The organism is Candidatus Tumulicola sp. (genome assembly GCA_035601835.1).
Classification (GTDB): Bacteria; Vulcanimicrobiota; Vulcanimicrobiia; order Eremiobacterales; family Eremiobacteraceae; genus DATNNM01.
In genome coordinates, this window is sequence record DATNNM010000016.1 from 114,557 (window position 1) to 139,431 (window position 24,875).

19 protein-coding genes are annotated in these 24,875 nt (G+C 60.9%); 11 read left to right on the forward strand and 8 right to left on the reverse strand.

Annotated elements, in window-relative coordinates:
- Positions 1-40: 40 nt before the first annotated feature.
- Together metF and VN934_10990 are read left to right on the forward strand one after the other, a co-directional pair.
- Positions 41-979 (forward strand): methylenetetrahydrofolate reductase [NAD(P)H], encoded by a 939-nt coding sequence (gene metF / locus VN934_10985; protein ID HXM19316.1) that lies wholly within the window; start codon positions 41-43, stop codon positions 977-979.
- Positions 980-1,158: 179 nt separating this feature from the next.
- On the forward strand, positions 1,159-1,974 hold the full coding sequence (locus VN934_10990) for a glycosyltransferase (GenBank protein ID HXM19317.1): 816 nt from the start codon (positions 1,159-1,161) through the stop codon (positions 1,972-1,974).
- 23 nt (positions 1,975-1,997) lie between these two features.
- Here the strand turns inward: VN934_10990 and VN934_10995 are convergent, their stop codons facing one another.
- From VN934_10995 to VN934_11025, 7 genes are read right to left on the reverse strand one after another with little or no spacing between them, the layout of a single operon-like run.
- A complete protein-coding gene (locus tag VN934_10995; GenBank protein HXM19318.1) occupies positions 1,998-2,810 on the reverse strand; it encodes a hypothetical protein in 813 nt (270 codons plus the stop codon).
- A 6-nt stretch (positions 2,811-2,816) separates the two neighbouring features.
- Complete coding sequence (locus VN934_11000; protein ID HXM19319.1) at positions 2,817-3,188, reverse strand: hypothetical protein; 372 nt, start codon at positions 3,186-3,188, stop codon at positions 2,817-2,819.
- 32 nt (positions 3,189-3,220) lie between these two features.
- On the reverse strand, positions 3,221-3,976 hold the full coding sequence (locus VN934_11005) for a class I SAM-dependent methyltransferase (protein ID HXM19320.1): 756 nt from the start codon (positions 3,974-3,976) through the stop codon (positions 3,221-3,223).
- Positions 3,960-7,397: an alpha-(1->3)-arabinofuranosyltransferase family protein gene (locus VN934_11010; protein ID HXM19321.1), complete on the reverse strand. Its 3,438-nt coding sequence runs from the start codon at positions 7,395-7,397 to the stop codon at positions 3,960-3,962. Before VN934_11010 ends, VN934_11005 begins: the two co-directional genes overlap by 17 nt.
- Before the next feature lie 30 nt (positions 7,398-7,427).
- Entirely contained in the window at positions 7,428-8,552 is a 1,125-nt protein-coding gene (locus VN934_11015; GenBank protein HXM19322.1) for a glycosyltransferase family 1 protein, read from the reverse strand.
- A 1-nt stretch (position 8,553) separates the two neighbouring features.
- Positions 8,554-9,744: a glycosyltransferase gene (locus VN934_11020; GenBank protein HXM19323.1), complete on the reverse strand. Its 1,191-nt coding sequence runs from the start codon at positions 9,742-9,744 to the stop codon at positions 8,554-8,556.
- A 31-nt stretch (positions 9,745-9,775) separates the two neighbouring features.
- Positions 9,776-10,522 (reverse strand): class I SAM-dependent methyltransferase, encoded by a 747-nt coding sequence (locus VN934_11025; GenBank protein HXM19324.1) that lies wholly within the window; start codon positions 10,520-10,522, stop codon positions 9,776-9,778.
- A gap of 304 nt (positions 10,523-10,826) precedes the next feature.
- On the opposite strand from VN934_11025, the gene VN934_11030 reads away from it, so the two are divergent.
- Positions 10,827-11,648 (forward strand): glycosyltransferase, encoded by an 822-nt coding sequence (locus VN934_11030; GenBank protein ID HXM19325.1) that lies wholly within the window; start codon positions 10,827-10,829, stop codon positions 11,646-11,648.
- Between the two features lie 28 nt (positions 11,649-11,676).
- The gene (locus tag VN934_11035) at positions 11,677-12,807 is read left to right on the forward strand and encodes a glycosyltransferase family 4 protein (GenBank protein HXM19326.1); all 1,131 of its coding nucleotides are present in this window, start codon (positions 11,677-11,679) and stop codon (positions 12,805-12,807) included.
- Here VN934_11035 and VN934_11040 read toward each other — a convergent pair.
- On the reverse strand, positions 12,737-16,324 hold the full coding sequence (locus VN934_11040; protein HXM19327.1) for an alpha-(1->3)-arabinofuranosyltransferase family protein: 3,588 nt from the start codon (positions 16,322-16,324) through the stop codon (positions 12,737-12,739). The two genes, VN934_11035 and VN934_11040, sit on opposite strands and share 71 nt — an antisense overlap.
- A gap of 92 nt (positions 16,325-16,416) precedes the next feature.
- Between VN934_11040 and VN934_11045 the strand changes: the two genes are divergently transcribed.
- The 7 genes from VN934_11045 (at position 16,417) to VN934_11075 (ending at position 24,865) form a co-directional block, all read left to right on the forward strand.
- Positions 16,417-17,268 (forward strand): glycosyltransferase, encoded by an 852-nt coding sequence (locus tag VN934_11045; protein HXM19328.1) that lies wholly within the window; start codon positions 16,417-16,419, stop codon positions 17,266-17,268.
- A 106-nt stretch (positions 17,269-17,374) separates the two neighbouring features.
- Positions 17,375-18,100 carry a class I SAM-dependent methyltransferase gene (locus VN934_11050; GenBank protein HXM19329.1) on the forward strand — a complete coding sequence of 242 codons (726 nt, stop codon included), beginning with the start codon at positions 17,375-17,377 and terminating at the stop codon, positions 18,098-18,100.
- Complete coding sequence (locus VN934_11055) at positions 18,097-21,375, forward strand: alpha-(1->3)-arabinofuranosyltransferase family protein (protein HXM19330.1); 3,279 nt, start codon at positions 18,097-18,099, stop codon at positions 21,373-21,375. The genes VN934_11050 and VN934_11055 overlap by 4 nt, the downstream gene beginning before the upstream one ends.
- A complete protein-coding gene (locus VN934_11060; protein ID HXM19331.1) occupies positions 21,376-21,582 on the forward strand; it encodes a hypothetical protein in 207 nt (68 codons plus the stop codon).
- A complete protein-coding gene (locus tag VN934_11065) occupies positions 21,579-22,817 on the forward strand; it encodes a glycosyltransferase family 4 protein (protein HXM19332.1) in 1,239 nt (412 codons plus the stop codon). The genes VN934_11060 and VN934_11065 overlap by 4 nt, the downstream gene beginning before the upstream one ends.
- The gene (locus VN934_11070) at positions 22,814-23,791 is read left to right on the forward strand and encodes a class I SAM-dependent methyltransferase (protein HXM19333.1); all 978 of its coding nucleotides are present in this window, start codon (positions 22,814-22,816) and stop codon (positions 23,789-23,791) included. Before VN934_11065 ends, VN934_11070 begins: the two co-directional genes overlap by 4 nt.
- A gap of 9 nt (positions 23,792-23,800) precedes the next feature.
- Positions 23,801-24,865, forward strand: coding sequence for a class I SAM-dependent methyltransferase (locus VN934_11075; protein HXM19334.1), 1,065 nt, complete (start codon positions 23,801-23,803; stop codon positions 24,863-24,865).
- Positions 24,866-24,875 lie beyond the last annotated feature (10 nt).

A 24,875-nucleotide genomic window follows, 5' to 3' on the forward strand; every position in this document is an offset into this window, starting at 1 on the left:
AGGCTAGGGTTCTCCGCGCTTCGTTCGGAACGCTACAACGGTGAGGATCAGCGACATCCTGCGGGATAAGCGCCCCTGTTTTTCCTTCGAATTTTTTCCGCCGCGAAGCGACGAAGGCGTCGCGGCCCTGCTCGACACGGTCGCGACGTTGCGCGCTTTGGATCCCGGATTCGTGTCCGTCACCTACGGCGCCGGCGGCAGCACGCGCGAAAGAACGCTGGAAGTCGTGACTTCCATCAAGTCCAGACTCGGGCTTGAGGCCATGGCGCACTTGACGTGCGTCGGCGCGAGCGTGGATGAACTACGCGACGTGATGGCGCGTGTCGCAGAGGCCGGCATCGACAACGTGCTCGCATTGCGCGGCGATCCGCCGCGCGGCTTCGAGGAATTCCGGATGCCGCCGGGCGGCCTGCGCCACGCCGCGGATCTCGTGCGTCTCGCGCGCGCAGAATTCTCTTTCTGCATCGGCGGCGCGTGCCATCCGGAGACGCACCTCGAAGCGCCGGATGCCGCGACCGACCTGCGCTACCTTGCGACGAAGGTAGAGGCGGGGGCCGAATTTCTGATCACGCAGCTGTTCTTCGACAATGAGATCTATTTCGAGTTCGTGGAGCGCGCGCGGCGCGCGGGCATCGGCGTTCCTATCATCCCGGGCATCATGCCGATCACCAGCGCCGAACAGATCGCGCGCTTCACGCGCATGTGCGGAGCCAGCATTCCGGCCTCGCTGTTGGCCGAACTTGAGGCGCGCAAAGATCAGCCCGAGGCGGTGCAGGACCTCGGGGTCGCCTTCGCCACGCTGCAATGCGCGGACTTGCTCGCGCGCGGCGCCCCGGCCATACACTTCTATACGCTGAACAAATCGCCGGCCGCACGCGCGGTCGTGTCCGCGCTGCTCGCCGCCCGTCCCTGGGAGACGTCGGGCGCCACCCGTTACGAGAGCGAGCGCCCCACGATGCCGAAGAAAATTCCCAGTTAGGACGGTTTCACCGAAAATAGTTCAGGGTCGGGCGGTATTTCGTCTTTTTGTGCACAGGAGTACCACGTCTTGCGCGTTGCGCGGTGCTAAAATGAGGGCAACCGGGGCGCTCTGAGGTCGCAGCGTTCAGCCAAAGCGTCTGCGACCCCAAGACATGGGGTTTGTAGGGACTTCTGGCGATGCACGACCGATCGCTTGTCCGCGGCCCGTACACGAAAACCGGCGTCTTCGGACATCGCCCCAAAACTGGCGAGCCTGACCGTTCGAAGCGCCCGGATGGATTGAAGCGGCCTTCCGCACCATTTGTGTCAGTGATCGTTCCGCTTTATAACGAACAAAAAATCCTCGTCGACTTGGTAAAGACGCTTCGGGAACAGAGCGCTGCCCTTCCGTTTGAAACGGAACTCCTCTTGTGTGAGAACGGCAGCCTCGACCACACCCGGGACGTTGCCAATCACCTCGTCGCGGAGACCCCAAACGTTCGCCTCGTAACCATCAATAAACCGTCCTATGGCGCCGCGATCAAGATGGGAATCTTAGAGGCCCATGCGGACCTCGTCGTAATTTTCAACGCCGACTTGTGGTGTCCGCGTTTTTTCCGTGACGCAGTGTCGCTCTTGCAGAACGGCTTTGACCTAGTGATCTCCTCGAAGCGGCACCCTGCGTCGGTCGATCGCCGACCGCCCCTGCGGCGCTTCATCACGTGGTCGTTCAACACGTTTCTGAGAGCTGCGTTCGCGTTTGAAGGTACCGATACGCATGGCATGAAGGCGTTCCGAAGATCGCGCGTTGTTGATATCGTATCTCAGTGCCGCACGGAGCGCGAGGTGTTCGATACTGAGCTTGTGCTGAGGTGTCAACGCGCGGGTCTTAAGATGCGTGAGCTGCCCGTTGAAGTGCGAGAAAACCGGGCGCCCCGACTTGGGCTCCTTAAGCGTATCCCGAGCACCGCTCGAGATATGTTCGTGATCTGGTCGACATTAGACCGCGCATAGTCACTCATCGCTTCCAGTCGGATTCAGCCTTGGGATTGTTGTTGGGGAGGCGGTCTCTTGTCACTCGCGAGACCAAAAAATGCAAAACGAGGACGATGATAAGCCTCAGCGGCTGTTAGCTCAGGGAAATTGACGCGTTTTAGAACATCTCTTCTGACGAAAAATGCGTTCACACCGCGACTCTCGGTGCCGATCAATGCGTAACCTAACCGATCTCCAAGCAGTTTGAGCGACTGAAGGCTGGCGCCAAACGCCATTCTTTCTATGGCTGTGGGGTTGTCATACGGCATGACCCACTCTTCGGGGGGAGGAATGGCGGCATTATATTCGATCACAACGATGCGTGGACGATGGTTAGTCAATGCTGCCCATACCCAATAGTCATTACCATCGATATCTATCGAGAGCAAATCGAGCTCTACCGGGACCAGCGCTGCCTGAAAAATGCTCTCGATGTTGTCAGCCGAGACTGTGCGATTTAGGGTCGTTACCTTCGTATGCTTGTAAAGTTGGCTCAAACAATCGTACTTGACAGTGTCAGATTCAAGCATCAAACCTTGCCAAGAGTACTGGCGGGCCAACAAGGCGGTGTTGCATTCTTCCCCTGTGCCAACGCCGAACTCTACAAAATAGCGATGCTGGACGCCGATCCTGAAGATGAGCTCTTTAATAATGCCATCTTCCCCGTTTTGTGAATAAATTGACTTCTCATAACGATTGAGGTGCTGTAGATGAAGCAGTTCGCGACTTTTTCTATAGTGTCGCAGCAAATCGAGAGCGTGCGCGCCGCCGTTATCGGCAATAAATCGCAAAGTGCGCTGAATCAAACCGCGCAAATTCAATCACCTGCCAGCATGGGTTAATGTCGCCGAAAGCAACCGCGTCTGTTTTCCAGTAGCGCGCTCCTGAAAGTAGATCACGATCGAGTCGTTTGCAAACGCAGATGGCCGGAGTGAATTCGGCGTAAGCGTGAAATCCTGACTTCCGTTGGCTCGCAGTACCGCAAAGGTGCGCTTTGGGTCCCAGTTGGAGAGGGCCAGGGAGTCGTCGAGCAGCAGAAAGTCCCCTTCCAATTCCTCTCTGGTTGGGTTCACTTCGTGAATAGTGATCGAGTTCACAACGCCGGTATTTGAATCGATATTCGTAGAGAGGATGGTCGCATACGGCGCACTTGCAGCATCGCGAGCGCAACCAGTCAGCATCAGAAGCGCCACCGAAATCGTAGCTTTCAGAATACTACAAGCCCTCACTGAATGATCGGCTGGCGCGCGTGACACACCAGGTTTTCGCACCAATCAAGGTCGAGGGGCGCGGTCATGACGATTCGCGGAATCAATCCGAGGATGTGAGTTTCCGATGTCGCATAATGCATCCGATAGATGTCGACCGATGCAAATGACAAGCGCATCAACGCGTAGAGATCGTACCATGGGTAGCCTTGAACGTGCGTCACGTCGCGAAAAATGGCCCCTGGCGAAAGAGCGTTCGGCGTTCCCAAGACCATCGCTGCGTCCGGTGCGAGCTTCCGCAGCACGGACGCCAAAATGCCGCCAAAGAAATCGTCTGCCGTCATGTGTTCAGCGACTTCGCTGGCGATGAGGAGATCAACGCCCGCGGGGACGGCCTCTGGTGACGGGATGCGATCGTAAGGACCTTCTACCGCCTCGTCGCGTTCTAGCGCGAAATAGCGCGCGATACGAGCACCGTATCGACGTTTGAGAAAAAATGCGAGGGAACCGGGGCCGGGACCGATCTCCAGCACGGTAAGCGCGCGCGTGCTAGCCCGCACGCATCGTTCGACGACCGCGAGGATCGGGGGATTGTCGCCGACATACACCGGGCCGAATTTCTTATACGGCATGTCGGGTTGGCGCAGCCCAATCGTCGGAAAGCTCACGCGAAACGGGGGTGCGCACACGTCGAAGACCGTTTGAGCCCTGTACTTTCGGAGGCCTTCGCGGCGCAGCTCGATCAGCTTATGATAGCTATCGCCGATTGCCACGCACAACTCCAAGAATTCTGGGGCGGGACGCAAGGAGGATCCACACTGCAGCAATCGAGCAAAGAGCAAGCCCCGCTAGCAAAGCAGCGCGACCGTCATTTCCCCAGGCATACGAAAGCCGCAAGTCGTAGGTCCCGATGCCGCTAACCACCCACCCGTTTTCGAAGAGGTTCGCTTCGACGTGCGTCGCGTGGACGCCGGGAGGCGCGCTGATCTTCCAACCCTCGCTGAACGACGAGTTCATAACGAGCATGAACTCCTTTGGCGCACGTTGGACATGGATTATCCAATCAGTCGATCCCGCCCGACGCGTTGTAATGCGCTGCGGCGTGGACAGCTTCATATTTGTAAGCCGCGTAACATATGTCGGCGAGACGTTAAGCATCTCAAGCGTCGCAACCCCGAGATCTGTCGACGTGTCCTCGTAATTCTCCGTACCTGTGTAAAAATAGGCGTCGAAGCCCTCTACGTTTTCGGGTAATTGGAATTGCGTTCGGATCATCTGCAGACCTTGTCGACTGGCAACAAATGCTGTCGCTAGTCGTTGCCCGGTGTCCGAGTTAACCGCCACCGTCGCGCTATCGCCGCGGGTGCGCACAAGGGGTATCGTCAGCTCGTATGTCGCAGCCGGTAAAAGATGCGAAAAATGCGATCGCACATCCCAACCCGAGGCTTTGGTCTCTATGTGAAAATACTCTCGGCCGTTTGGGGAACGCAGTCGGTCGGCACGTACGCCGAAAACGCGGGCCGGCGGCTCGCCGACGGGCTCTGGGGCCTCCCACACCGCGGAGACGTCTGATATAGCTGATACTGCGGAACGAGTGTCGAGGGGCGTTACTGCTTTAATCGCAGCGAGCTGCGTAGCATTCTTGGCAAGAATGTCCGCGTTCGCAGCAAAGTACGGTGAGGTCGGGTAAAATCGCCCGGGGTCGCCAAGCAACTTCCACTCGTGGGAGCCGACAGCGTTGGCCACGATGATCCGCGTAAACGTCACGCATCCGGGGCGATCTGTGCCCTTTACCAACAGCCACAGGGCGAGTGACCTGTCCTCCGGGCTCGGTTGGAACAGCCGCATATAGGTGGTGTTTTGCGTGTTGGAAAGGAGCGCGACGGTGAAGCCGCGCTTCGTGCCGCTCACGTCATTCAGCAGCTTTAGGGCGGGCAACGCGGCGTCCGAGCTGTACGTAACAGCAATAATATTGATACCCTTGCGCAGTTGCGCTGAGTCGAGCGGCAATCGTTTTACCAGCACTCCGTAGGGATCGGCGCATAGCCGTTGCGGTGTATTCCATCTATCTACTGCACGAAGATCGATACGAACCGGCGGCGCATCGCCGTAAAGTAACGCGGACGGGGCCAGAGGGGTCGCGACATCCACAGACTGGTTGCCATAATCAAACAGTGTCAGCTCGCCCGGTCGATTGAACGGGCGCGGAACGGCGATCGCCTTGGAAACGATCGATGGTCTTTCCCAGGTGGCTGCCGAGATGCCAAAAGACTTCGCGGTCGCTGGAAAAGATGCGGCCGTGTCAAAAGTGAACGTCGTACAACAGTTGCTACCCAGCCTGCGGGTCGAATCTGAAGCGACGAACGCCACAGATTTACACGACCCGATGATGCGGCAAGCCATACCGATTTGTGGAACGTCCGTCGGCCCCGTCACTACGCGGGCCGGCGCATAGATAAATGGGTTCACAAACTGAGCGTCAATCTGGTAGACGTGAAGGCTGCCCTCGTTCAGCGCTGCTTTTAGCCCGCGCGGTGCAACGCGAAGCTGGTCGGAAAATCCCGGGGCGAAAAAATCGAGATTGAAGGAGTCGTCTTGGACGACAAAACCAATGTGGTAAAGACCGAGGACGTCTGAAACTTGCGAATCACCGATGCCAGTCCGGAAGCGCTGAAACGCGTCGTCGATTGCGGTGTTCCCCTGGAGTCCTGAGTCATACAAGCGAGTCAGCAGCGGCCGACCCACGAGATTCGCATGTATGCCCGCGCCAACGTATCCCCATTGATAGGTGTCCCAAAGCACCGGCGCTACCGGCAATTGAAGTGCGCGGTCGTCTCCAGGCTGCGCGTTGAGAAAGTTCGCGACGCGAACATAACTCGCAGGGATCTTCACGTAAAGCTGGCGCCAAAAAAGATCGCCGGTGAACATCGGATACGCTGCGATGCCGAGAAGAATGAAGCTGCCCGCAGCGACGGGGATGCTCATTCTCGAAGTCCTCAAGCGAATACTGGACAGCGTAAGGCCAGCCAGGAGCGCATACCCGATGGCGACCAGCCACTCGAACTTATCGAACGAATTACGGAATGCTTGAAAGAGCGTAACGTGATCGGATAGCCATGCGAAGATGTTCCCAGCCGGCCACGCGGTGCCTTTGGCAAAGAACAGAGCGATCGCGATCACCGACAGGATGATAATGGCACGCTTTCGGTAGCGCTGAAAGAAAAGCGAAGAGAGCGCGAGGATCGGCAATGCCAAAGTGCCGGCGATAACCACCGGATTGGTCACGTATGACGGTCCTTCCGGAAGAAATAGCTGCGGGCCGACCTTATTGAAGAACGTGTATTCGCCGACGAGCCGAACCGAATTGCCCAGCGAGCTGAACAGCGATGTAACGTGCAACGTGTCGAGTGAATACTGCGCTTGAGCGCTGACGAAGCCCAAGAGTGCGTGGCGCGTTGCAAGCGCGATCGGCAATCCGAACATCATGTTCAAGCCGACATAAAAAAGCCCGAGTTGCGCGAGCCGAGGTAGCGTCGCCGCATCGAACCTCCTAAAGGCGAACAGCAGTGCAATCATTCCCATCAGGGGAATTTGTACCATAAAGACGGCCGGATTGACCCACCCGCACAACGCCACAACGTTATACAAGAAGAATTCCACTACCGCCATCGGCTTGCCGGTTAGAACGTAGCGAAGAAACGCTGCGACGATGCCCGGAAACGCTGCGCACGCAAGAAGCGTCGTTGGAAACAGACCATGGATCCAGATCAAGAAAAATGGATTGACGACGGCGGCGACGCCGACGAATACCTCTGCGGGCAATGCGCGATTGTCTGGGAAAAGCTGCCGAAAGAGCCGCAGCGTCAAGAGCGACTGCATCAGCGCGATGACGTAAATCCAGAAGTGGTTCACTGCAAGCGCCGACAGTCCGAGATTGCGCAGCAGCCAGTCCACGAAAATGATCGGGACGAGCAGTGGGCGCTGAAAAGCGCTTTCCGCGCCTAAACCAGCCGCATAGTTCCAACTGGAGAGGAGGCGGTGCAGTGCGAGAGAGGGATCCAACTCCGGCGTCATCGCATCCGCGCCAGTGATCAGCGCATGAGCAGGTAGTGAAATGCTCACGACGACAAGAACGACTGCTCCCACAATAAGATATGAGAGTTTGTCTGCGAAGATTCGGCGGAAGCTATTCAATCTGGCTCCCGTTGGAGGTGGCTCGCTCTATTATGCGGCTCGGTAAATGGCCACGCAGTCCGCAGCCATACGCTCCCAAGAAAACGCATGTGCTCGGGCACGCCCCTTTGCGCGCAAGGCTTCTCGCTTCCCCGGATTCTCGATTAGATCAATGAGCGCATGAGTTATGCCTTCAGTATCGAGGGGGTCGACGAGCACTGCCGCATCACCGGCGACCTCGGGTAACGAGGTCGTCGCCGAGGTCACAACCGGCGCGCCGCAGGACATGGCTTCGAGAATCGGAAGGCCGAAGCCCTCATAAAGCGAGGGGTACAACATCACCTCTGCTGCGTTGTACAGCTCCACTAAGTCCTTTTCGCTTACAAACCCCAACAATCGCACACGGTCGCCAATCCCGAGCTGCTGACTGTAAGAGGCAAACCTGGCACGCGCGGAGTCATCCAAACCAAACAATATGAGTTGGTGCGTTGCGCCTGTACGACGTACGCATCGCGCGAACGCATCGATGACGCGTATCGTATTCTTGCGCGGATCAGCGGCGGCGGGCGCGACAAAATAACGATCGCTTCGGTAGCGCTGTTTCGCCGCGTCGCGTTCGGCGTCCGGCAATTCTCGGAAATGCTCTCCGGCCGCTAGCGCGACCGATCGAACTTTGGACGGCGACACGTCTACGTACTTGAGGATATCCCGGCGAGAAAACTCCGAGTCGGTGATGATCGCGCTCGCGCGCATGCTGGCAGCCGGCACGCAAAGCCGATAATACAAACGCTGTGCGCGGAGCGACGCCGAAAGCGCGCCGGTGCCGCCGGACTCCTTTGCGAGAAAAATAACGTCGTGGACGGTGAGCACGAGCCGAGTCCTACCCAGTGGCGTGATTGGCGCCGTATTTGCGGGGCAGTGGACGACGTCTATTCGATCGCGGCGAAGCTGCATGGGAAATGTCAACTGTTCCCACACCGGGTAGAATTTGGGCCAGATCAAGCGCGGCGTAAACGCGTCACATGCGGGAATCAGCTTGACCGCTTGCGGCGAATCCACGTAGATGAAGTACTCGTGCTCTTTGGGGAGGCGTGAAAGGCCGGTTAGCAGGCCTGCTATCGAGGTCCCGATCCCGCGTGGCACTCTCAGGAGACGGCCGTCGATGCCTATGCGCATGTTAGAGCGTCTCGTAGACCTCTCGAAGAGCCTTTACAACGTTTGGCCACGCCCTGCGCTCCCGCAGTTCGGACAGAAAGGCGCACGAGCGGCTCCGAAGACCATCCTCGTTGTCGAAAAATGCGTCGAGGGACTCGGCTAGAGCGCCGGGCTCGAGTTTAAAAAACGTCGGCGCGTGGGGGAATGAACGTTGGAATGCAGCGGAGAGCAACACCGGCAAGCCATAGCCGATCGCCAATGCCAATGGACCGCTCGACGACATCGCAATCGTGTAGGGCAAAACCAAGACGTCGGCAGCGGCGAAAAGGTTTGGGATTGCTGCGTCTGGGACGAAGCCCAAAAAGTGCACTCGGTCGCGCTCGACCGGCAGCCTTGTCAAGACGGTTTCTGGATCCAAACTACCGCGCAACCGTTCGGGAATGCTGCCTGCGATCACTAGGTGCAAAGCCGGACGGCGTTGCAACATCCTCTGCAACTCCGCGAGGAGATATTCTATACCTTTGTAAGCCGCCAGATAACCGAAAAAGAGCGCTACCTCTGCCTCTGCGGGTAATCCGAAACGACGCCTCGCTTCCCCACGTTCTGGGGCCTTCGAGACGGTTTCGACGCCCAAAGGGATGACCGTGACGGGCGTCTTCGTGTCGTATTCCTTCACGAGCAAATCGCGCAAAAATGTCTCGTGCACGTGAATTCGGTCGCTGCACCGGGCTACGGCGCGAATCAATGTCCGCCACACGATGCGCGTAACTGCAGCGTTTCCTGGCATCCGGTTCGCGCGCACGAATTCATCCGACACCTCCGAGAGCGGCATGATGCCGTGAATCGTGGTCACGATCTTGTAACCGCGAATGCGCAGATAGGCCAATGCGAAAGGCAACAAGATCGCATTCAAGAGGCCGCCGTATGCGAAAAGCTCGTGCTGAACGTGGACGATCGGGGCTCCCAGCTCCTGTATTCGTACGAGCGCCTGACCGATGGCACGAGACGATCCGCGAACGAATGACGGATAGACCGGGATCCCCCCATCGTTCCACATTTGCACACCGCCGTTGGTGGCGCGCGGGCCGACGATGCTAACAGAAACGGCCGCCGATGCTAGTTCATGCGCTAGGCGGCGGCTGTACCAGTTCAGCGCCGAGTCACCGCCGCCGGACATTTCCGGGCCACCTTCAAGGCAGTACGGCGTCAGCATCGTGACGGTCTTGCTCAGGTGGTCGGACCTTTCATGGACGTATTAGTCTGCACCACAAATTGCTGGCGAACACCCCACGCGCCGAGGGGATATGTTCGCGTAGCATTTGTCTCTTCAGCCAGGCCATGCCTGAATACGGCCGGTGGAGAACATGCTTGTGGAAATAGAAGAAGTTCGTGTCGAGCACTGTGAAAAGACCTCCAGTGAACTCAACATCCATGACACTGAGCGATTGCGCGCGCGCGATTTCCTCTAGACGATTGACCGAGTAGTGTCGATGCCCGAAGAACCAACTGGGGTCAAGCGGGTTCAACAGGTTTGCGACAGGCGTGCTGAGGATGATGCTCCCGTGCTTCTTAAGAACCCGAGCGGCCTCGGCGAGCAATAAGCCCTCGCTCCCGACGGGCACGTGCTCTATAATTTCGGTCAGCACCACGACATCGAACGAGCCGTCCGAAAAGGGCAAGGCCGAAACTGATTGAACCACCGCGAAGTTCGCTCCAGGGACCAATCGCCTTGCGGTTTCGACTGCCGGAGCGGCTGGCGCTATGTCGACGCCGGTATAGAAGCGGTGCAGGTCGGGCGGCAATTGCCGAGCCAGTTCGCCCTCCCAGCACCCCACGTCGAGTACTGCTCCGCCGCGCAAGTGCTGTTGAACCAATTGCGCTGCGCGGAGCAGTCGCAAAGGTGGATCCGGCGGCCTACCAGGAGACGGCGCAGTATACGTCATCTCGCCGCTCCGGCGCACGAGTTTCTGGAAGAGAGTGGGCGTCTTCATTGCGCTACTGGTCCCATCTGGATCCGCACGTGTCTATCGCCACAGGGCTGGCGACGATGGCCTACGCGACACGGGCGTTGCGGGACGATGTGTAGTATTTCGCTTGCCGAAAAAGCTCATGCGCCTCAGCGAGCATGCGCCACCCATCTTATTCGGTCAAACTTCAGCGCGCCTTCTCCGGGTAGGACGCCCGGAACCTTGCTTGGCCCTAAAGGCATCGCACTTCGTGGGTGGACGCAGCCAAAACGCCCTAGTCACGAGGTCTCCTTCAGGAATCGACAGTGTGATTCAAGAAGCAGAGCCTGTGAACGACGCCACCTTCGACGGCAGCGTCTCCGTCATAATGCCGGCGTACAACGAGGCGCGCAACATCGCCGGCAATCTGCGCGAAACGGTCGAGACGCTTTCCGCCATGGATTGCGACTTCGAGGTCATTCTCGTCGACGACGGCAGCTCGGACCTGACCTATCTCCAAGCCGCCAAGACCATCGCCGTGAGTCCCACGCGCCTGCGCGTGATCCGCTACGACCGCAACCTCGGCAAAGGCAACGCGCTGATGTGCGGCTTCAGCTATGCGCGCGGCGAGTACATCGTGTTCCTCGACGCGGATATGGATCTCCATCCGCGGCAGTTGCCGCGCTTTTTCCAAATCATGCAGGAACGGAGCGCCGACGCCGTCGTGGGCAGCAAGTTCCATCGCGAGTCGCGCGTCGAGTATCCGGCGGTGCGCCGCATGTACAGCACCGTGTACTACGGGCTCGTGCGGCTTCTCTTCGGTTTGCCGCTCAAAGATACGCAAACCGGCATCAAACTTTTCAAAGCTGAGCTCTTGCGCAGAGTCTTCGCGAAAGTGCTGGTCAAGCGTTTCGCGTTCGACATCGAGGTGCTCGCCAACGCGCACCGCTTGGGCTATCGGATCGTCGACGCACCGGTCACGCTCACGTTCAGCCGGAAATTCGGGCGCGTGAAGATGCACGACGTCATCGACGTCCTGAAAGACACGCTGGCCATCTTCTACCGCATGCACATCCTTCATTACTACGATCGCCAGCCCGTGGATCTCGATCCGCGCACATACGGGATGCCCGCGGTCGAGATCACGCAGACCGATCTCGTCGGCCCCTGAACGGACCTGAAGGTCCGTTGCTACGTCAATGAACGTTCTGATCCTCAGTTGGCGGCTGCCCACGCACCCGCGTGCGGGAGGAGCGGAGCATCTGACGCAGCGGATCGCTGAGGGTCTCGTTCGCAAAGGGCACTCAGTCACATGGGGTGGCGGGGGTCACGATGCGGGTGGAAGCAGCGTGACGTATCGCGGACTCGGATCTGAATTGCAGGCGATCGCTCGGGCAGCGGGCCTGTATCGCAGCCTCGCGCCGCGGCCGGACGTCGTGGTCGAGCAGGTCAACACGCTGCCGTTTTTCGCACGGCGATTCTCGCGGGTTCCGGTATTGACATGGTTCAATCAATTGGCGCGCTCGGTGTGGTGGCACGAGGCGCCGTTTCCGCTGAACGCCTTCGGGTACGCTGCCGAGCCGCTCTACCTCCTTTACTACCGCAACGCCGATGTCGTGACGATCTCGAAGAGTTCGGCCGAGGACCTGCGTCGCCACAAGGTCGGGAAACGCGTCAGCATCATCCCGGTCGCGGTGGACATCGTGCCCGAGAACGAACTCACATCGAAGACGGTCACGCCGCTGCGGCTCGCCTTCGTAGGCCGAATCGTTTCATCGAAACGGCCGGAAGATGCGATTGAAGCACTCGTCGTCATCCGGCGCACGACGCCCGCGACGCTGGACATACTTGGGCCTGGAGAACCTCGCTACTTCGAGCGCCTCCGCGCGCTCGTGCAGCGGCGCGGCCTGGACTCTAGCGTTATGCTGCGCGGTTTTGTCGACGAAGCGACCAAGCGCAGCGTTTTAAAGCACAGCCATTTGCTGCTCGTGCCGTCGGCGAAAGAGGGCTGGGGCCTTGTCGTGACCGAGGCGAATCGCGTGGGGACGCCGGCTGTGGCCTACGACGTCGACGGTCTCCGCGATGCCGTTATCGACGGCGAGACTGGTTGGCTTTGTCCTCCGAACCCCCAGGCTTTGGCAGCGGCTGTGCTCGCTGCGGTGGCGGACCCTTCTCGCTACGAACGCGTTCGCGAGCGCGCGATGGCATGGTCAAAGACGCTAACGTGGGACGCGACCGTGAGCGCTTTTGAAGGCTGTCTTATCGAAACGCTGGCCCGGCAACGCGCGGGCGCAACGCCGTCAGACAAAGCAGCACGAGACACAGCGTGATCCCTGCGACAGCAAGAGCCTGAAGCTGCCTGAATAAGACACTCGGTTTGAAATAGACGTCAATGTCGCGCAGCGCATGCGGGGGCACGATCCAACCATTGAAGATGCCGTCGACGGTGACGTGCCTCCACGCCAGATCCCTGCCGGCGGCGGCCACGTGCCAGCCCTCGGCGAAGCTGTTTCGCAATACGAATAAGCGCGTCCCCTGCGGCAGCCGTGCTGTGTAGCGATCCACGTCTCCAATCCAGTGCACGGGCATGATGCGCGGCGCTTTGCCGGCGACGGCCACGACGTCCCCGGTCCGGTTCGGCACTACTCGCAGCGAGATGTTCTTGAACTGAACCACTGACGGAACGAAATCTGCAGCGCCGATCAGTTCCAGCGCGACGGCATCATTGCCGGCTCCGACGTGCACGTCCGCCTGCACGGTCTGCCAGCTGTCGCCGGCGTGAAAGCCGCTTTCCCACAGGGTTTGGCCGTCGCTGCCGGCGAGGCGCACCACCGGTTCTTGCCCCTTGAGCGAGCGCGCTTCCAGTCTGACGCGCACGATCAGGCCCGACGCGCCGAAGATGGTTTGGCGCTCGCTGAGGTGCCCTTGGCGTGCGCGCAGTTCCAAAACGCCGCCTGGCTCGATGGAATAACTCTCGCGGCTTTGGGCTTGAGGAAGCGGCCGTCGCGTCTCCTGGTTGATGATCGGACCCCATAGCCCGTGCTCAAACGCCGGGTCGCGAAGCAGGCCGGGACCGTCGACGCCGGGTTCCAATCGGATCCGCCCTGCTGGTACCGGCGCGATGAGGTCAGACTGGATCAACGACCCCTCACCGATGAGCCGCATGCGCCTCACGCCGGCGTGGCGATACTCGTTGATCGTAGGATCGGCAGCCGTCTTGAACGCGTACCCCGCCAACGCCGGTCGTCCGCTTGCGGCGTTGATCACTCGCTGCCAGCGGTGCCATCGCTCGCCGAACAGCAAATCGTCGTCATCGATCGATGCTCCCGCGGCCGCGAAGGATATCGCCGGCTCGGCGCCCCGAACGTTCTTGTACTCCAGCTCTGCCAGCAGCTTGTCGTCGCGCGGCAACGATCCGCGCGACGCGATGCTGGCACAGCTTGAGCCGATACCGGTGACAAGGCGCAAGACCCCCTGCCCCAGAGGTGCCGCACTGGGCTGACTCATGCGCTCGGTCAGCGGCTGCCTGCAATCGGCGACGAGCGTCCACCCTTCGCCCTCGAGCACGTTTGGCTGGAGTTGGTAGACTTCGATCTTCAGGGGCGCATCCCGCGGCGCCGTGTAGACCCCGAGATCCATCCGCGCGTCGGTGGAGATCGGTTGTGCCGCGACATAGTAATCATCGCCGATGCGAATTGCGATTTCCGCGCGCGCCGGCGCGGTGAGCGCAATGACGACGTCGCGAGCCCAGACCAGGGGCGCGCCGCTGGTTTCGACGCGAGGACCTTCGAAGTGCAAGTTCAGCGTGCGCGGCGACACGAGCCGTGCCGAGACCGCAAAGGTTCGCGGCGTCAGCCAAGCCTTACCCAGCTTATCCAACGAGTATGCAGATCGGTGCTCCCCGGAACCGATGGAAAAACCGAGCGCACGCGGCGAGCCGGTCGTGTCGTCCGATGCGTCGAGCCATGCCGCCTCGCCGGGTAGGAGCGCGCCGGCGCGCACCAGATCGGGCGGGTCGGGGGAGAGCCATTGGCCGGCGCCGTCATAGGCCGAGATGAACGCCTCCGCGCCCTGCACGCGATACACATCGAGCTTGCCGAATGAGATCACCTTGCGGATGCCCGGCTGGTGTGCGAGGTACGAGGCGACATACGCTGCACCCAAGATGTGCCGGAACGGCATCGTCGTTTTGATGTCGTTGCGCTGCAGGATCCAGCCGATGCCCGACGCCCGCAGAGCCGGCGCCATCGGAGCGTCAGGCCTGCTTTGAATGCTCTCCAAGATACCGCCGAGCATGCTACGCGCCGCGGGAGAAATTGCCAAATACCCATAGGGGTCCGACGCGAGGAGGACGACCGCTGCGTGGATCAATGTGCGCGGCGGTCCGTCTGCGCCGTAATAACCCCAGTCGTACGGCATTGCGTAGAAATCGTCGTTCGGCATGATGAGAACACGCTCGCTGCCCGCGCCCCGGTTCAAGAATGCCGCTGCGTCGTACCAATATTGCGGAATGTCCACGACCGTGCGCGCCTGCCCATTGAGCCACTCGTCGGACAGCGTGGCTCCGACGTCAAAAGGCACGCCGCTCGCGATCAACAACGCGAGCAACGCGAATGCCGCGACCCTCTCGATCGTCTGGCGTGCCCGAATCTGCGCGCGGGCGAGCATACCGCCGATGCGTGACACCACCTCGACCAGGCCGAGCGCAGCCAACGTGAACAACGCCAAGTACAGGGTGATGCCGGCCTCGACGAGTGGATCGCGCAGGAGCCAGAAGAATGGGATGTGCTGGTACAAGAAAGCGTTCGCCTCACCGAAGGGTGCGTGATAGCCTTTGGCCAGGAATGCCGACACGGCGAGCACCGCGAACAACGCAGCAAGGCGACGCCGGTATGGGCTCAACACCGACGCAAGCGCGAAGACAAGCGGCGCGAAGACGAGCTCCCGAAGCGGCGCGCGCTCGTACATCCAGAACCACGGAGCATACTCGCGGTAGTCGAGCGACCAAATGGCTTTCATCGACAGCAGATTCAACAGGCTCGCGCGCCGGTCGACCCATGCCCACCCTATGGGACCCTCGAAAGTCTGCGACGCCGCGCCGCCACCGCCGAGCGTGACGATCACCTGGTACGCCCACCAACCGTTGATCGCAAGGCTGAACATCACGCCGAGAGCCAGGCCCACGGCCGTTTGCCGGAATGTCCGCCAGACCACCCAGCCCGCGACGATCCATCCCGCAGCCCACGCCAAGAAATACGCGGCGATCGGCGGCGTGCCCGCGATCATCATGACGCCGAGGCTCATCAGCCCGCATTCGGCCGCGAATCGTAACGGCGAGATGGGTTGGCGCAGTCGCCGGACGAGCCAACCGGCGGCAAGCGGGAAAAACCCGATCGCAAATGCGTCGATGTAGTTGAGAAACGTCGTCGCGTTGTACAATGATAGCGGCAGCGCGAGGCCGGCGATCAACGCGACGACCGGGCGCTCGGGGAAAAGGCCCCGCACGAAATACGCGGTGCCTATGCCTTCAAAGATCAGCAACGCGGTGTAGAACGTGAACTGCTGCAGCGGCGGGGGGAATCCGATGTGGGCCAGGAGTCCGCACAGCGCCGCCGGCAGTATCCCTTCGGGATTGAAGCTGGTAGAACCAAGACCGCTGACGGAGATCGACCACAACGATAGGGCATAGGCAAGATGCTGGTTGCCGGGAATGGCGTAGCCCGGCCACAAGTCGCCCAGCGCTATGAGCCCGTTTCGGTGGAACGCACCGAAGGCTGCGAGAAACAGAGTCACGCCGACGATGCCGTATGGCATCGCCATCGCTCGCAAGCGATCGACAAACGTCACTCGCTCAGCTTCAGTTCTACTGAAAAGCGCACGCGACGGCGATTCGCGGTGAGCTTGCGGTTTTCCAGCATGAGAGGGATGCGCTGCTGAGCATGGGTAAAGTACGGTCGGTGAACGCGGGTCTCGTTTCGATCATCGTCACGACCAAGAATTCGGAGCGCACGCTGCGCGCGTGCCTTTCGAGCGCGCGCGGGCAGACATATCCGGATGTCGAAATCATCGTGGTCGACAATGACTCGACCGATGACACCATGCGCATTGCCCGCGAATTTGCCGATTCCGTCGTGCAGGGCGGCCCAGAGCGGTCGGCACAGCGCAACATCGGCATCCGCGAGGCGCGCGGTGCGTGGGTGCTCGTGCTCGATTCGGACATGGTCCTTGATCCCGACGTGGTCGCCGAATCGGTTGCGGCAGCCAAGCAGTGCAATGCAGCGGGTGTCGTCGTCCCGGAGTTCTCATTCGGCGAAGGCTTTTGGGGCGCGTGCAAGATCCTCGAGCGCTCATTTTACACGAACGACGGGATCGTCACCGCTGCGAGATTCTTCGACCGTGAAACAGTTGTCTCGCTCGGAGGATACGATGAATCGCTGACCGGCCCCGAGGATTGGGACATGTCGATCCGCGTGTGCGGCAGTCCCGCGACCGTATTCGCGCAGACGCGCATCCTTCATGATGAAGGGCGGCATTCGCTCGGATCGCTCTTTGTGAGAAAATTCTACTACGGCAGAAGCATGCCTCGATTTATCCGAAAACACGGCGCAAGCGCTCTATGCCGGCTCAACCCGTTTCGGGGCGCGCTGCTTCGCAATTTCTTTCATATCTTCAAGAATCCGGTGCTCGGATGCGGCCTCGTGGTGATAAAGATGGTCGAATCGACCGGCGGTTTTCTCGGCATGCTGGATGGACGCGTTCGCTCGAGCGACGCCGTGTACCGCAAGGCTTAGCCGTGAACCCGCCGACCTGGAAGCGAGTGCAGCTGAACTGTAACTCGACTTGCTCACGCTTGCTTCAAAAGATCCATTGGATCGGTGTCTTTGGGCGGAAACGCGAATGAACGCTTCGCTCGCTCGATTTTTCCGCGCTCTGCCCTCGCCGGTACAGGGATTCATCCGCTCACTCATCGAGATATGGCCGGGCGTGCTCACGTATCACCAGGACGGCCTGGCGACCCGCCATTCGAGCGACTTTCTCGCCGAAGCGCGCTTCAGACGCGCTTATGCTGCGGGTGCGGCCACGAAATCGTGGGGAGAGGTGGACGTTCAATGGCGCGCATACGTGTGCTGTTGGGCTGCTTCCCACGCCGCGCGCCTCGAGGGGGACTTCGTGGAGTGTGGCGTCAATCGTGGCGCCAACGCACGCGCGATCGTCGACTATCTCGACTTTGCTCGATTGCCGAAGACGTTCTATCTGCTGGACCTGTTTGCTGACTCCGACCCTAGTGGCTCCGGTGATGACCTCTACGAGGACGTCATCAGGACATTCCGCGACTTCCCAAATGTGCGGCTCGTGCGCGGGCGGATCCCGGGCACCCTTCCGATGGTCACACCCGCGAAGGTCTGTTTCCTGGCGATCGACATGAATGATGCCGGGCCCGAGATTGCAGCCGCCGAGCATTTTTGGGATATTCTCGTGCCGGGCGCTATCATCGTGCTCGACGACTACGGTGATCGTCTTTTTTGGCGTCAAAAGGTCGCGTTTGATCATTTCGCTCAGCGAGTCGGCGTGGAGGTGCTCTCCCTGCCCACCGGCCAGGGGCTCATTCTAAAACCGGGATGATCCTTCGCCGAATCACAGCCATGGGCGCCGAGCGGCTCTATGCAGGCCTGGCGGTCGTTGCCATCTTCGCTGTCGCTTTCCATTGGTGGCGCCCAGGCTATACCATCAGCGGCGGCGACAGTGTCTATCCGCCGGATCCGTTCCACCAACTGCTCGTGAGTTTCTCTGCGTGGAATCACTCCCCCAGCATTTTGGGCTCCGCATCGGGGGGAAGCGCGTCGGCTCCGTTCCTACTCGTTCTCGGCGTGCTGAGGCTCATGTTCGGCAGCAGTCTCGCGCAGATTATCGCTCTAAGCCTCCTCCAGACGGGCGCTTGGTTAGGAATGCAAGCATTTCTCCGGCAGTTACGGGCCTCCGCGGGGGCCGCCGCGATTGGGGCAACGTTCTACGTGTTCAACCAGTGGTCGATCCAGTTTTTCGGCTTCAACTATGCACTGGAAATCCTGATGATCTTGCTGCCGATCGCGGGTGTCTTGGCGCTGCGGTTCAACCCCCCGCGCGCGCGCGTGCTCTCGTTTTGCTTCGTGCTCCTCGTTGCGATACCGTGCGCCCCGCTGGGGGTCAACCCGGCACTCATCCTGCTGGCGCTTTTCGGCTTCGCATCGCTCGCTGGCCTCGCATTTCTGCTGTCGCTTCACCGGCGTGAATTCACCCGTTGGATGCTGGGCACGCTGGGACTCTCTCTGGTCGCCGCCGCCTGGTGGCTCCTTCCTATCTGTTGGCAATATCTGGACAGCCTCCATACCTTCGTGCTTTCGCCAAGCGCCTGGTCCTGGGTGATCGCGCGATCGTCGATCCTCAACAACTTGCGATGGACTCCGATGTGGCAGTGGAGGTCGGGCTACACGCCATACGCGCCTGTCGTCGATGGCTCTCCGCTGCTGTATGCGGCCGAGTTCGCGTCGATCGCCGCACTGTGTCTCGCACTAGCGTTTAGCACCGGCGAGCAGAGACGAATCCTTAGGTATAGCGCCCTCATGGTGGCCGCCGCGATCATCATCTCCAAGGGATTGCATCCGCCGGCGACGTGGTTCAACGAGTTGCTCTACAAGGTGCCCGGGATGTTCCTGTTCCGCGAACCGACTAGCAAAGCGCCGCTCATCGGTTTGATTTTCGCGAGCGTCGGGCTAGCACTATGCTACGACGTAGTCGCAGCTCGCATACGCCGAGCTGCCGGTCGCCTTGTGCTCGCCACGGCATTGATCGTACCGCTGATCCTGTCGGCGTACCCTGCCGTCACTAGGGACAGAGACGCGACGGACGACATACGATCCCATTACACCCGCGTTCCGGGCTACTGGCTCGACGCCATTGACTATCTCAATGCGCAGCCAGACTTCGCGGGAATCCTCATGCTCCCACCCGTTTCATACTATCAGGTGAACTATGGGTGGTTTTATGGGAGTGATGGCATCACGACCGCGCTCCTGAACAAGCCCATCGATCGTCTGGTCAGCCAGGACCTGTATTCAATCTCGCCCCAGCGGCTAGCGTTGAATTCCCGCATTCGGACTGCGCTCTTCTCGGGTTCGCCCTTGCTCGGGCGCATGCTCGGCGACATGGGGATCGGTTACGTCCTGTACCGCGGCGACGTCGTTGGCGATCCGCGGGATCTTGTGTCGCGTGACGCGCTGCGCTCCGAACTCGGTCGAGCAGAAGAGCGACGCTTCGGACCGTTGGCGGTCTTCACGTTCCCGCATCGTCCGCGCGTCAACATGTCTGCGCGCTGGATCGAGCAGACTGGGCGTTCCCTTGAGGCTGGAGACGAGCTCGAACTGCGCGCGCTCGAGGAGACGCTGCCGCGTCTGAGCGCATCCGCAAGTACGCCGCTATGGTCGCCGGCGCTGGTGGAATCGATCGACGATTCGGCGAGCTCCGACCGGCTCGTCAGCGTGCACAACTCCGTGACCGGTCGTTTGACCGGAACGAGGACTCGCCTCGCCGCGTCGTTTCTTGGATCCGATTTTGCACGGCGTGAAGTGGTGGTGAGCCGGTTGAAACCGCTCGCTTGGAGCCACGCTATCGGGTGCGTCGCGGTCTTCCAGGCGCTCCACGACCTTGACGCAGATGTGCGCTCGTATCGGGTGTTCAACGCGTCGTTTTATCCGATTAAGACGACCCTAGCGATCCTCGTTCGACCTCAGGCTGACCGGGTGTATGCCTTGAGATATGGCGACGGCCGGGCCTCGCGGGCGTTGGCAGCAAGCCGATTTCCCGTTTGGCTCGAATTTCAGAGCGTGCGGATACAGCCGGGAGAAACATCGCTGGTTCTTGGATCTGAACCCGGACGAGGCGGGGAACGCCTGCCGGCCTACGAGGGCGGAGAGAACCTCGGGGCTGTGCACGTCGCGTGCCCGCAGTTTTTCGTTCGATTGCCACGGCCCGATACTGGAAGCATCGCTTTTGATCCGAAGCACCCGCTCGTCAGTCTCGGCGGAATTCCGCTCGCTCTGACTCTTGCCGACGAACCTTGGGTCTCCATTTCGGCGAGGGAGGACCCCAATGCGCGCGTCAATTATGGAGTGGTGTGGCTGGTGGAAGTTCGCAGCAAGCGCTACACGGTGTACCAGCGCACGAACGTGTCGGTTACTCCCGCAAGCACCGTCGACGCTATTGAAGCAACGCTGGCGCAAGCAGGAGTGAAGGTCACGGCGAACGACTTCGCGGCGATTCGCGTTCTCGGCGTGCAGGTGGTCGCCAGTGCGTGGGAATGGCAGCCTAAGGGGACGATCGCTTTTTCAAATGTTCGCATCGGCTGGACTGATCGAGGAGCGGCGTCGGCGCGAGGCGGAGGACTGAAGCTGATCGCAAGAGTCGACGGCAGGCGCATCGAAGCGGATGACGCCGCCGGCTCGGTCGTGCAATCCGTCGTCCAGGGCTCGATATCGGGTGACGTCGCGGCTTCGATCGAACGTGTCGCGCGCTCGCTCTCGGTCGCGGCCTTGGGGCGGGTACTGGTCAGGGAAAGCCTTGACGCACCTGTCGCGTCCGTAGAGCAAGAAGGTTTATTGGTCGTGCACGTGCCCGCGGACGGGCCGCGATTGATCACTCTCACCGATCAGTACGACCCGGCCTGGACCGGAATCGCGTGGCGGGGCCTGCGCCCGAGCCTCTTGCCGCATATGTCGGCCGACCGATGGCGCAACGCGTTTATCGCGCCGCCTGGAAGCGCGGTGATGCTCTTCTTCCTAGGGGTGCCGCTCCAATACGTCAGCCTGCTCGCGGCGGCCGCGCTGATCGCCGCGCTCGGGCTGCGGCTACGAAGGAGACCATAGGTGCGCGCCGCGCTGGCTTGCATCGCGCTCGCGATCCTGGTGGTCGCAATCACCCTGCACGGCGTCGGCAACGAGCCGGTGGCCGAAGCGTGGGCGAATTGGACCTTTGTGTTCGTGGTAGCGGCGGCTCTGTTGCCGCAACAAGCCGACGATTGGGCGATCACGTTCGTTGTCGGCGCGATACGTCGTATGCGGGGCAGTGCGTGAAAAGTATCGCCCTCGCCGCTACCATGATCTCGCCTCCCGGGAGCATGGGCGGCAATACCAAAATCGCGCTCGAATTCGCGCGCTCGTGGGCGGAGCGCGGCATGGACGTTTGCGTCTTCACTACAGCCGACGGCGAGCGTTCATTTCGTGAATATGGTGTGGACGGCGTGCGTTTTCGAATCGTCTCGCAGGAAAGCATTTCGCGCTCCGGGCTCGTGAGGGCGCACAACCGACTGTGGCGCGAGATCCGTTCGGCCGAGCTCGGAGTTGGGCGTTTTGATGCGTCCTACTCCGCCAGCGACTTTATTCCGGATCTGATACTAGCTAGGCGCCTCCGCGATGAAGGCCTCGCGTCACGTTGGATCGGCTGCCTGTATCTGTTCGTGCCGCATCCAGCGTACGGATACGAGGGTCACTATAGCCACAAGCTTTTCGGCAGTTTCGACCCGCGCCTTGCCGCCTTCTATCCATACCAGCGCCTTACCGTTCTTCCCACGGCGCTGACCGCGGACGGCAACATGATCGCTAACGATGTCGACGCCGAGGAGTTTGTCAAGCGGGGCTACCCGCGCGAGCGCGTGCACGCGGTGTACGGCGTCGTCAACCTCGATCACATAGGCGCGCACGAAGGGGCGCCGCTCTACGATGCGGCCTTTGTCGGGCGCTTGCATCCGCAAAAAGGCTGCAAACGCCTCTTGCAAATCTGGAAGTTCGTTCTGGCCGACCTGCCCGGTTCTAAATTGGCCATCGTCGGTGTCGGCGAGCCGGCCTACGAGCGGCGCTTGCGCCAACTCGCCCGCACACTCGGCATCGAGGACTCCGTTGCGTGGATCGGGTTCCTCGAAGGGCCGCAAAAATACGCGCTGCTGCAGCGTTCGCGTGTGTTCTTGCATACGAGCGTCTACGACAACTGCGGCATGGCCGCCGCCGAGGCGCTCGCGTGCGGTCTGCCGGCGGTGACCTTCGACCTTCCGCCGCTGCGGGTCGCCTACCCACGCGGCACGTTGAAGGCGCCTATCGGCGATGAAGCTGCCTTTGCACGACAAATCGTGCGCCTGCTGTCGGACGAAGAGCTGCGGCGCCGGCTTGGGGCCGAAGGCCGTCAGGAGGTCGCCGCGTGGGATCGGCGCGCTCGCGAAAAAGATGCCACGCTCTTCATTGAGAAAGTCTTGGCCATGCCACCCATGCGGCGCGAACCGGCGCGCGCCCGACACCATACCCTCGAGGCCACGTGACGGCCGACTCGTCGGCGGCATCGGGCGCTGCGGCGTCCGCATGCCACGCCTGCGGCTCTGCCGCCGTTCGCGCTACGCACGCCGCGTCGGAGACTTTGTTCCAAATGGGCGGCGAATTCACGTATCGCGAGTGCGCCGATTGCGGCTCTTTATCGCTCGCGAACCCGCCGTCGGATGCTGCTGCATATTACCCCGCTCATTACTACCGGCACGTCGAAGCAGGCGTTTCCGAGCGGCTCAGGCCTCTCGTGAAAGCGGCGCGCGTGCTGCACGATCGCTTGGTTCCGGTCGTTTCCCCGCTCACGGGGCGGTGGGGCATCGGCTTACGAGGTGCGACCGCAGCCGACGTCCGTGTCCTAGACGGTGGATGCGGCAGCGGGCGCTTTCTGATGCGCCTGCGCGATCTTGGACTCTTGGATCTCACGGGCGTCGACCCTTATGCCGCCTTCGATGCGATTGGGAGAAACGGGAAGTCCGGTTCGCTTCGGCTGCTGCGCGAACGCATCGAGGATTTGAGAGAGACCTTCGACACGATCATGTTCAACCACACCCTCGAGCACGAGGAAGATCCGCGCGCCGAGCTCACAGCCGCCAAGGATCGCCTATCCGCTCGCGGACGAATTGTGGTTCGCGTGCCGGTGCTGGGGTATGCATGGAGACGGTACGGCCGGTGCTGGGCCCAACTTGACGCGCCGCGCCACTTCACGCTTTTCTCGAAACGCGGCCTGCTCGATTGCGCCGCCCGTGCCGGACTTAGCATCGAAAGCACTACGTACGACTCGAGCGCGTATCAGTTTTGGGCAAGCGAGGGGTACATGCGTGGCCGGTCGCCCAGAGCAGAGGCGGGGATGCTAACGCTGCGCTGGCTCATACGATGGGTTGGACGCATCCCTTGGAATGTGCGTGCTTGGCTGCTGAACGTGCGCCACGACGGCGATCAAGCCGCCTTCGTCTTGCGGCCCGCGCCTCGATAAGAAACGACGATGCACCGGCTTGGGGCCGAGCGCCACCAGGAAGTCGCTGCGTGGGATCGGCGCGCTCGCGAAAAAGATGCCACGCTCTTCATCGAGAAAGTCTTCATCATGCCATCTTCGGGTGCCGCGGCGTCCGCATGCCGCGCTTGCGGCTCTGCCGCCGTTCGCGCTACGCACGCCGCGTCGGAGACTTTGTTCCAAATGGGCGGCGAATTCACGTATCGCGAGTGCGCCGATTGCGGCTCTTTATCGCTCGCGAACCCGCCGTCGGATGCTGCTCCGTATTACCCCGCTCATTACTACCGGCATGTCGAAGCAGGCGTTTCCGAGCGGCTCAGGCCTCTCGTGAAGGCGGCGCGCGTCATGTACGATCGATTGGTCCCGGTCGTTTCCCCGCTTACGGGTCGATGGAGCATCGGCTTGCGCGGTGCGACCGCAGCCGACGTCCGTGTCCTAGACATTGGTTGCGGCAGCGGGCGCTTTCTGATACGCCTGCGCGATCTTGGACTCTTGGATCTCACGGGCGTCGACCCTTATGCCACCTTCGATGCGATTGGGAGAAACGGGAAGTCCGGCTCGCTCCGGCTGCTCCGCGGACGCACCGAGGATTTGCAAGGGACCTTCGACGCGATCATGATCAACCACACCCTCGAGCACGTTGAAGATCCGTGCGCCGAGCTCACGGCCGCCAAGGATCGCCTGGCCGCTCGCGGACGAATTGTGGTTCGCGTGCCGGTGCTGGGGTATGCATGGAGACGGTACGGCCGGTGCTGGGCCCGGTTTGATGCGCCGCGCCACTTCACGCTTTTCTCGAAACGCGGCCTGCTCGATTGCGCCGCCCGTGTCGGACTTAGCATCGACAGCATGACGTACGACTCGGATGCGTATCAGTTTTGGGCAAGCGAGGGGTACATGCGTGGCCAGTCGCCCAAATCGCAGGGGCGTATGCTGACGCTGCGCGGGCTCGCACAATCGCTAAGACGCATCCCCTGGAATGTGCGGTCTTGGCTGCTGAACGTGCGCCACGACGGCGATCAAGCCGCCTTCGTCTTGCGGCCCGCAGAGCCTCGATAAAAAAACGACG

Excerpts from the sequence above, each read along its gene's own strand:
- VN934_11025 (HXM19324.1), bottom strand. The coding sequence starts at position 10,522 with ATGAAGACGCCCACTCTCTTCCAGAAACTCGTGCGCCGGAGCGGCGAG.
- VN934_11045 (HXM19328.1), top strand. The coding sequence starts at position 16,417 with ATGGGTAAAGTACGGTCGGTGAACGCGGGTCTCGTTTCGATCATCGTC.
- VN934_11055 (HXM19330.1), top strand. The coding sequence starts at position 18,097 with ATGATCCTTCGCCGAATCACAGCCATGGGCGCCGAGCGGCTCTATGCA.
- VN934_11050 (HXM19329.1), top strand. The coding sequence starts at position 17,375 with ATGAACGCTTCGCTCGCTCGATTTTTCCGCGCTCTGCCCTCGCCGGTA.
- VN934_11035 (HXM19326.1), top strand. The coding sequence starts at position 11,677 with ATGAACGTTCTGATCCTCAGTTGGCGGCTGCCCACGCACCCGCGTGCG.
- VN934_11075 (HXM19334.1), top strand. The coding sequence starts at position 23,801 with ATGCACCGGCTTGGGGCCGAGCGCCACCAGGAAGTCGCTGCGTGGGAT.
- VN934_11015 (HXM19322.1), bottom strand. The coding sequence starts at position 8,552 with ATGCGCATAGGCATCGACGGCCGTCTCCTGAGAGTGCCACGCGGGATC.
- VN934_11020 (HXM19323.1), bottom strand. The coding sequence starts at position 9,744 with ATGCTGACGCCGTACTGCCTTGAAGGTGGCCCGGAAATGTCCGGCGGC.
- VN934_10990 (HXM19317.1), top strand. The coding sequence starts at position 1,159 with ATGCACGACCGATCGCTTGTCCGCGGCCCGTACACGAAAACCGGCGTC.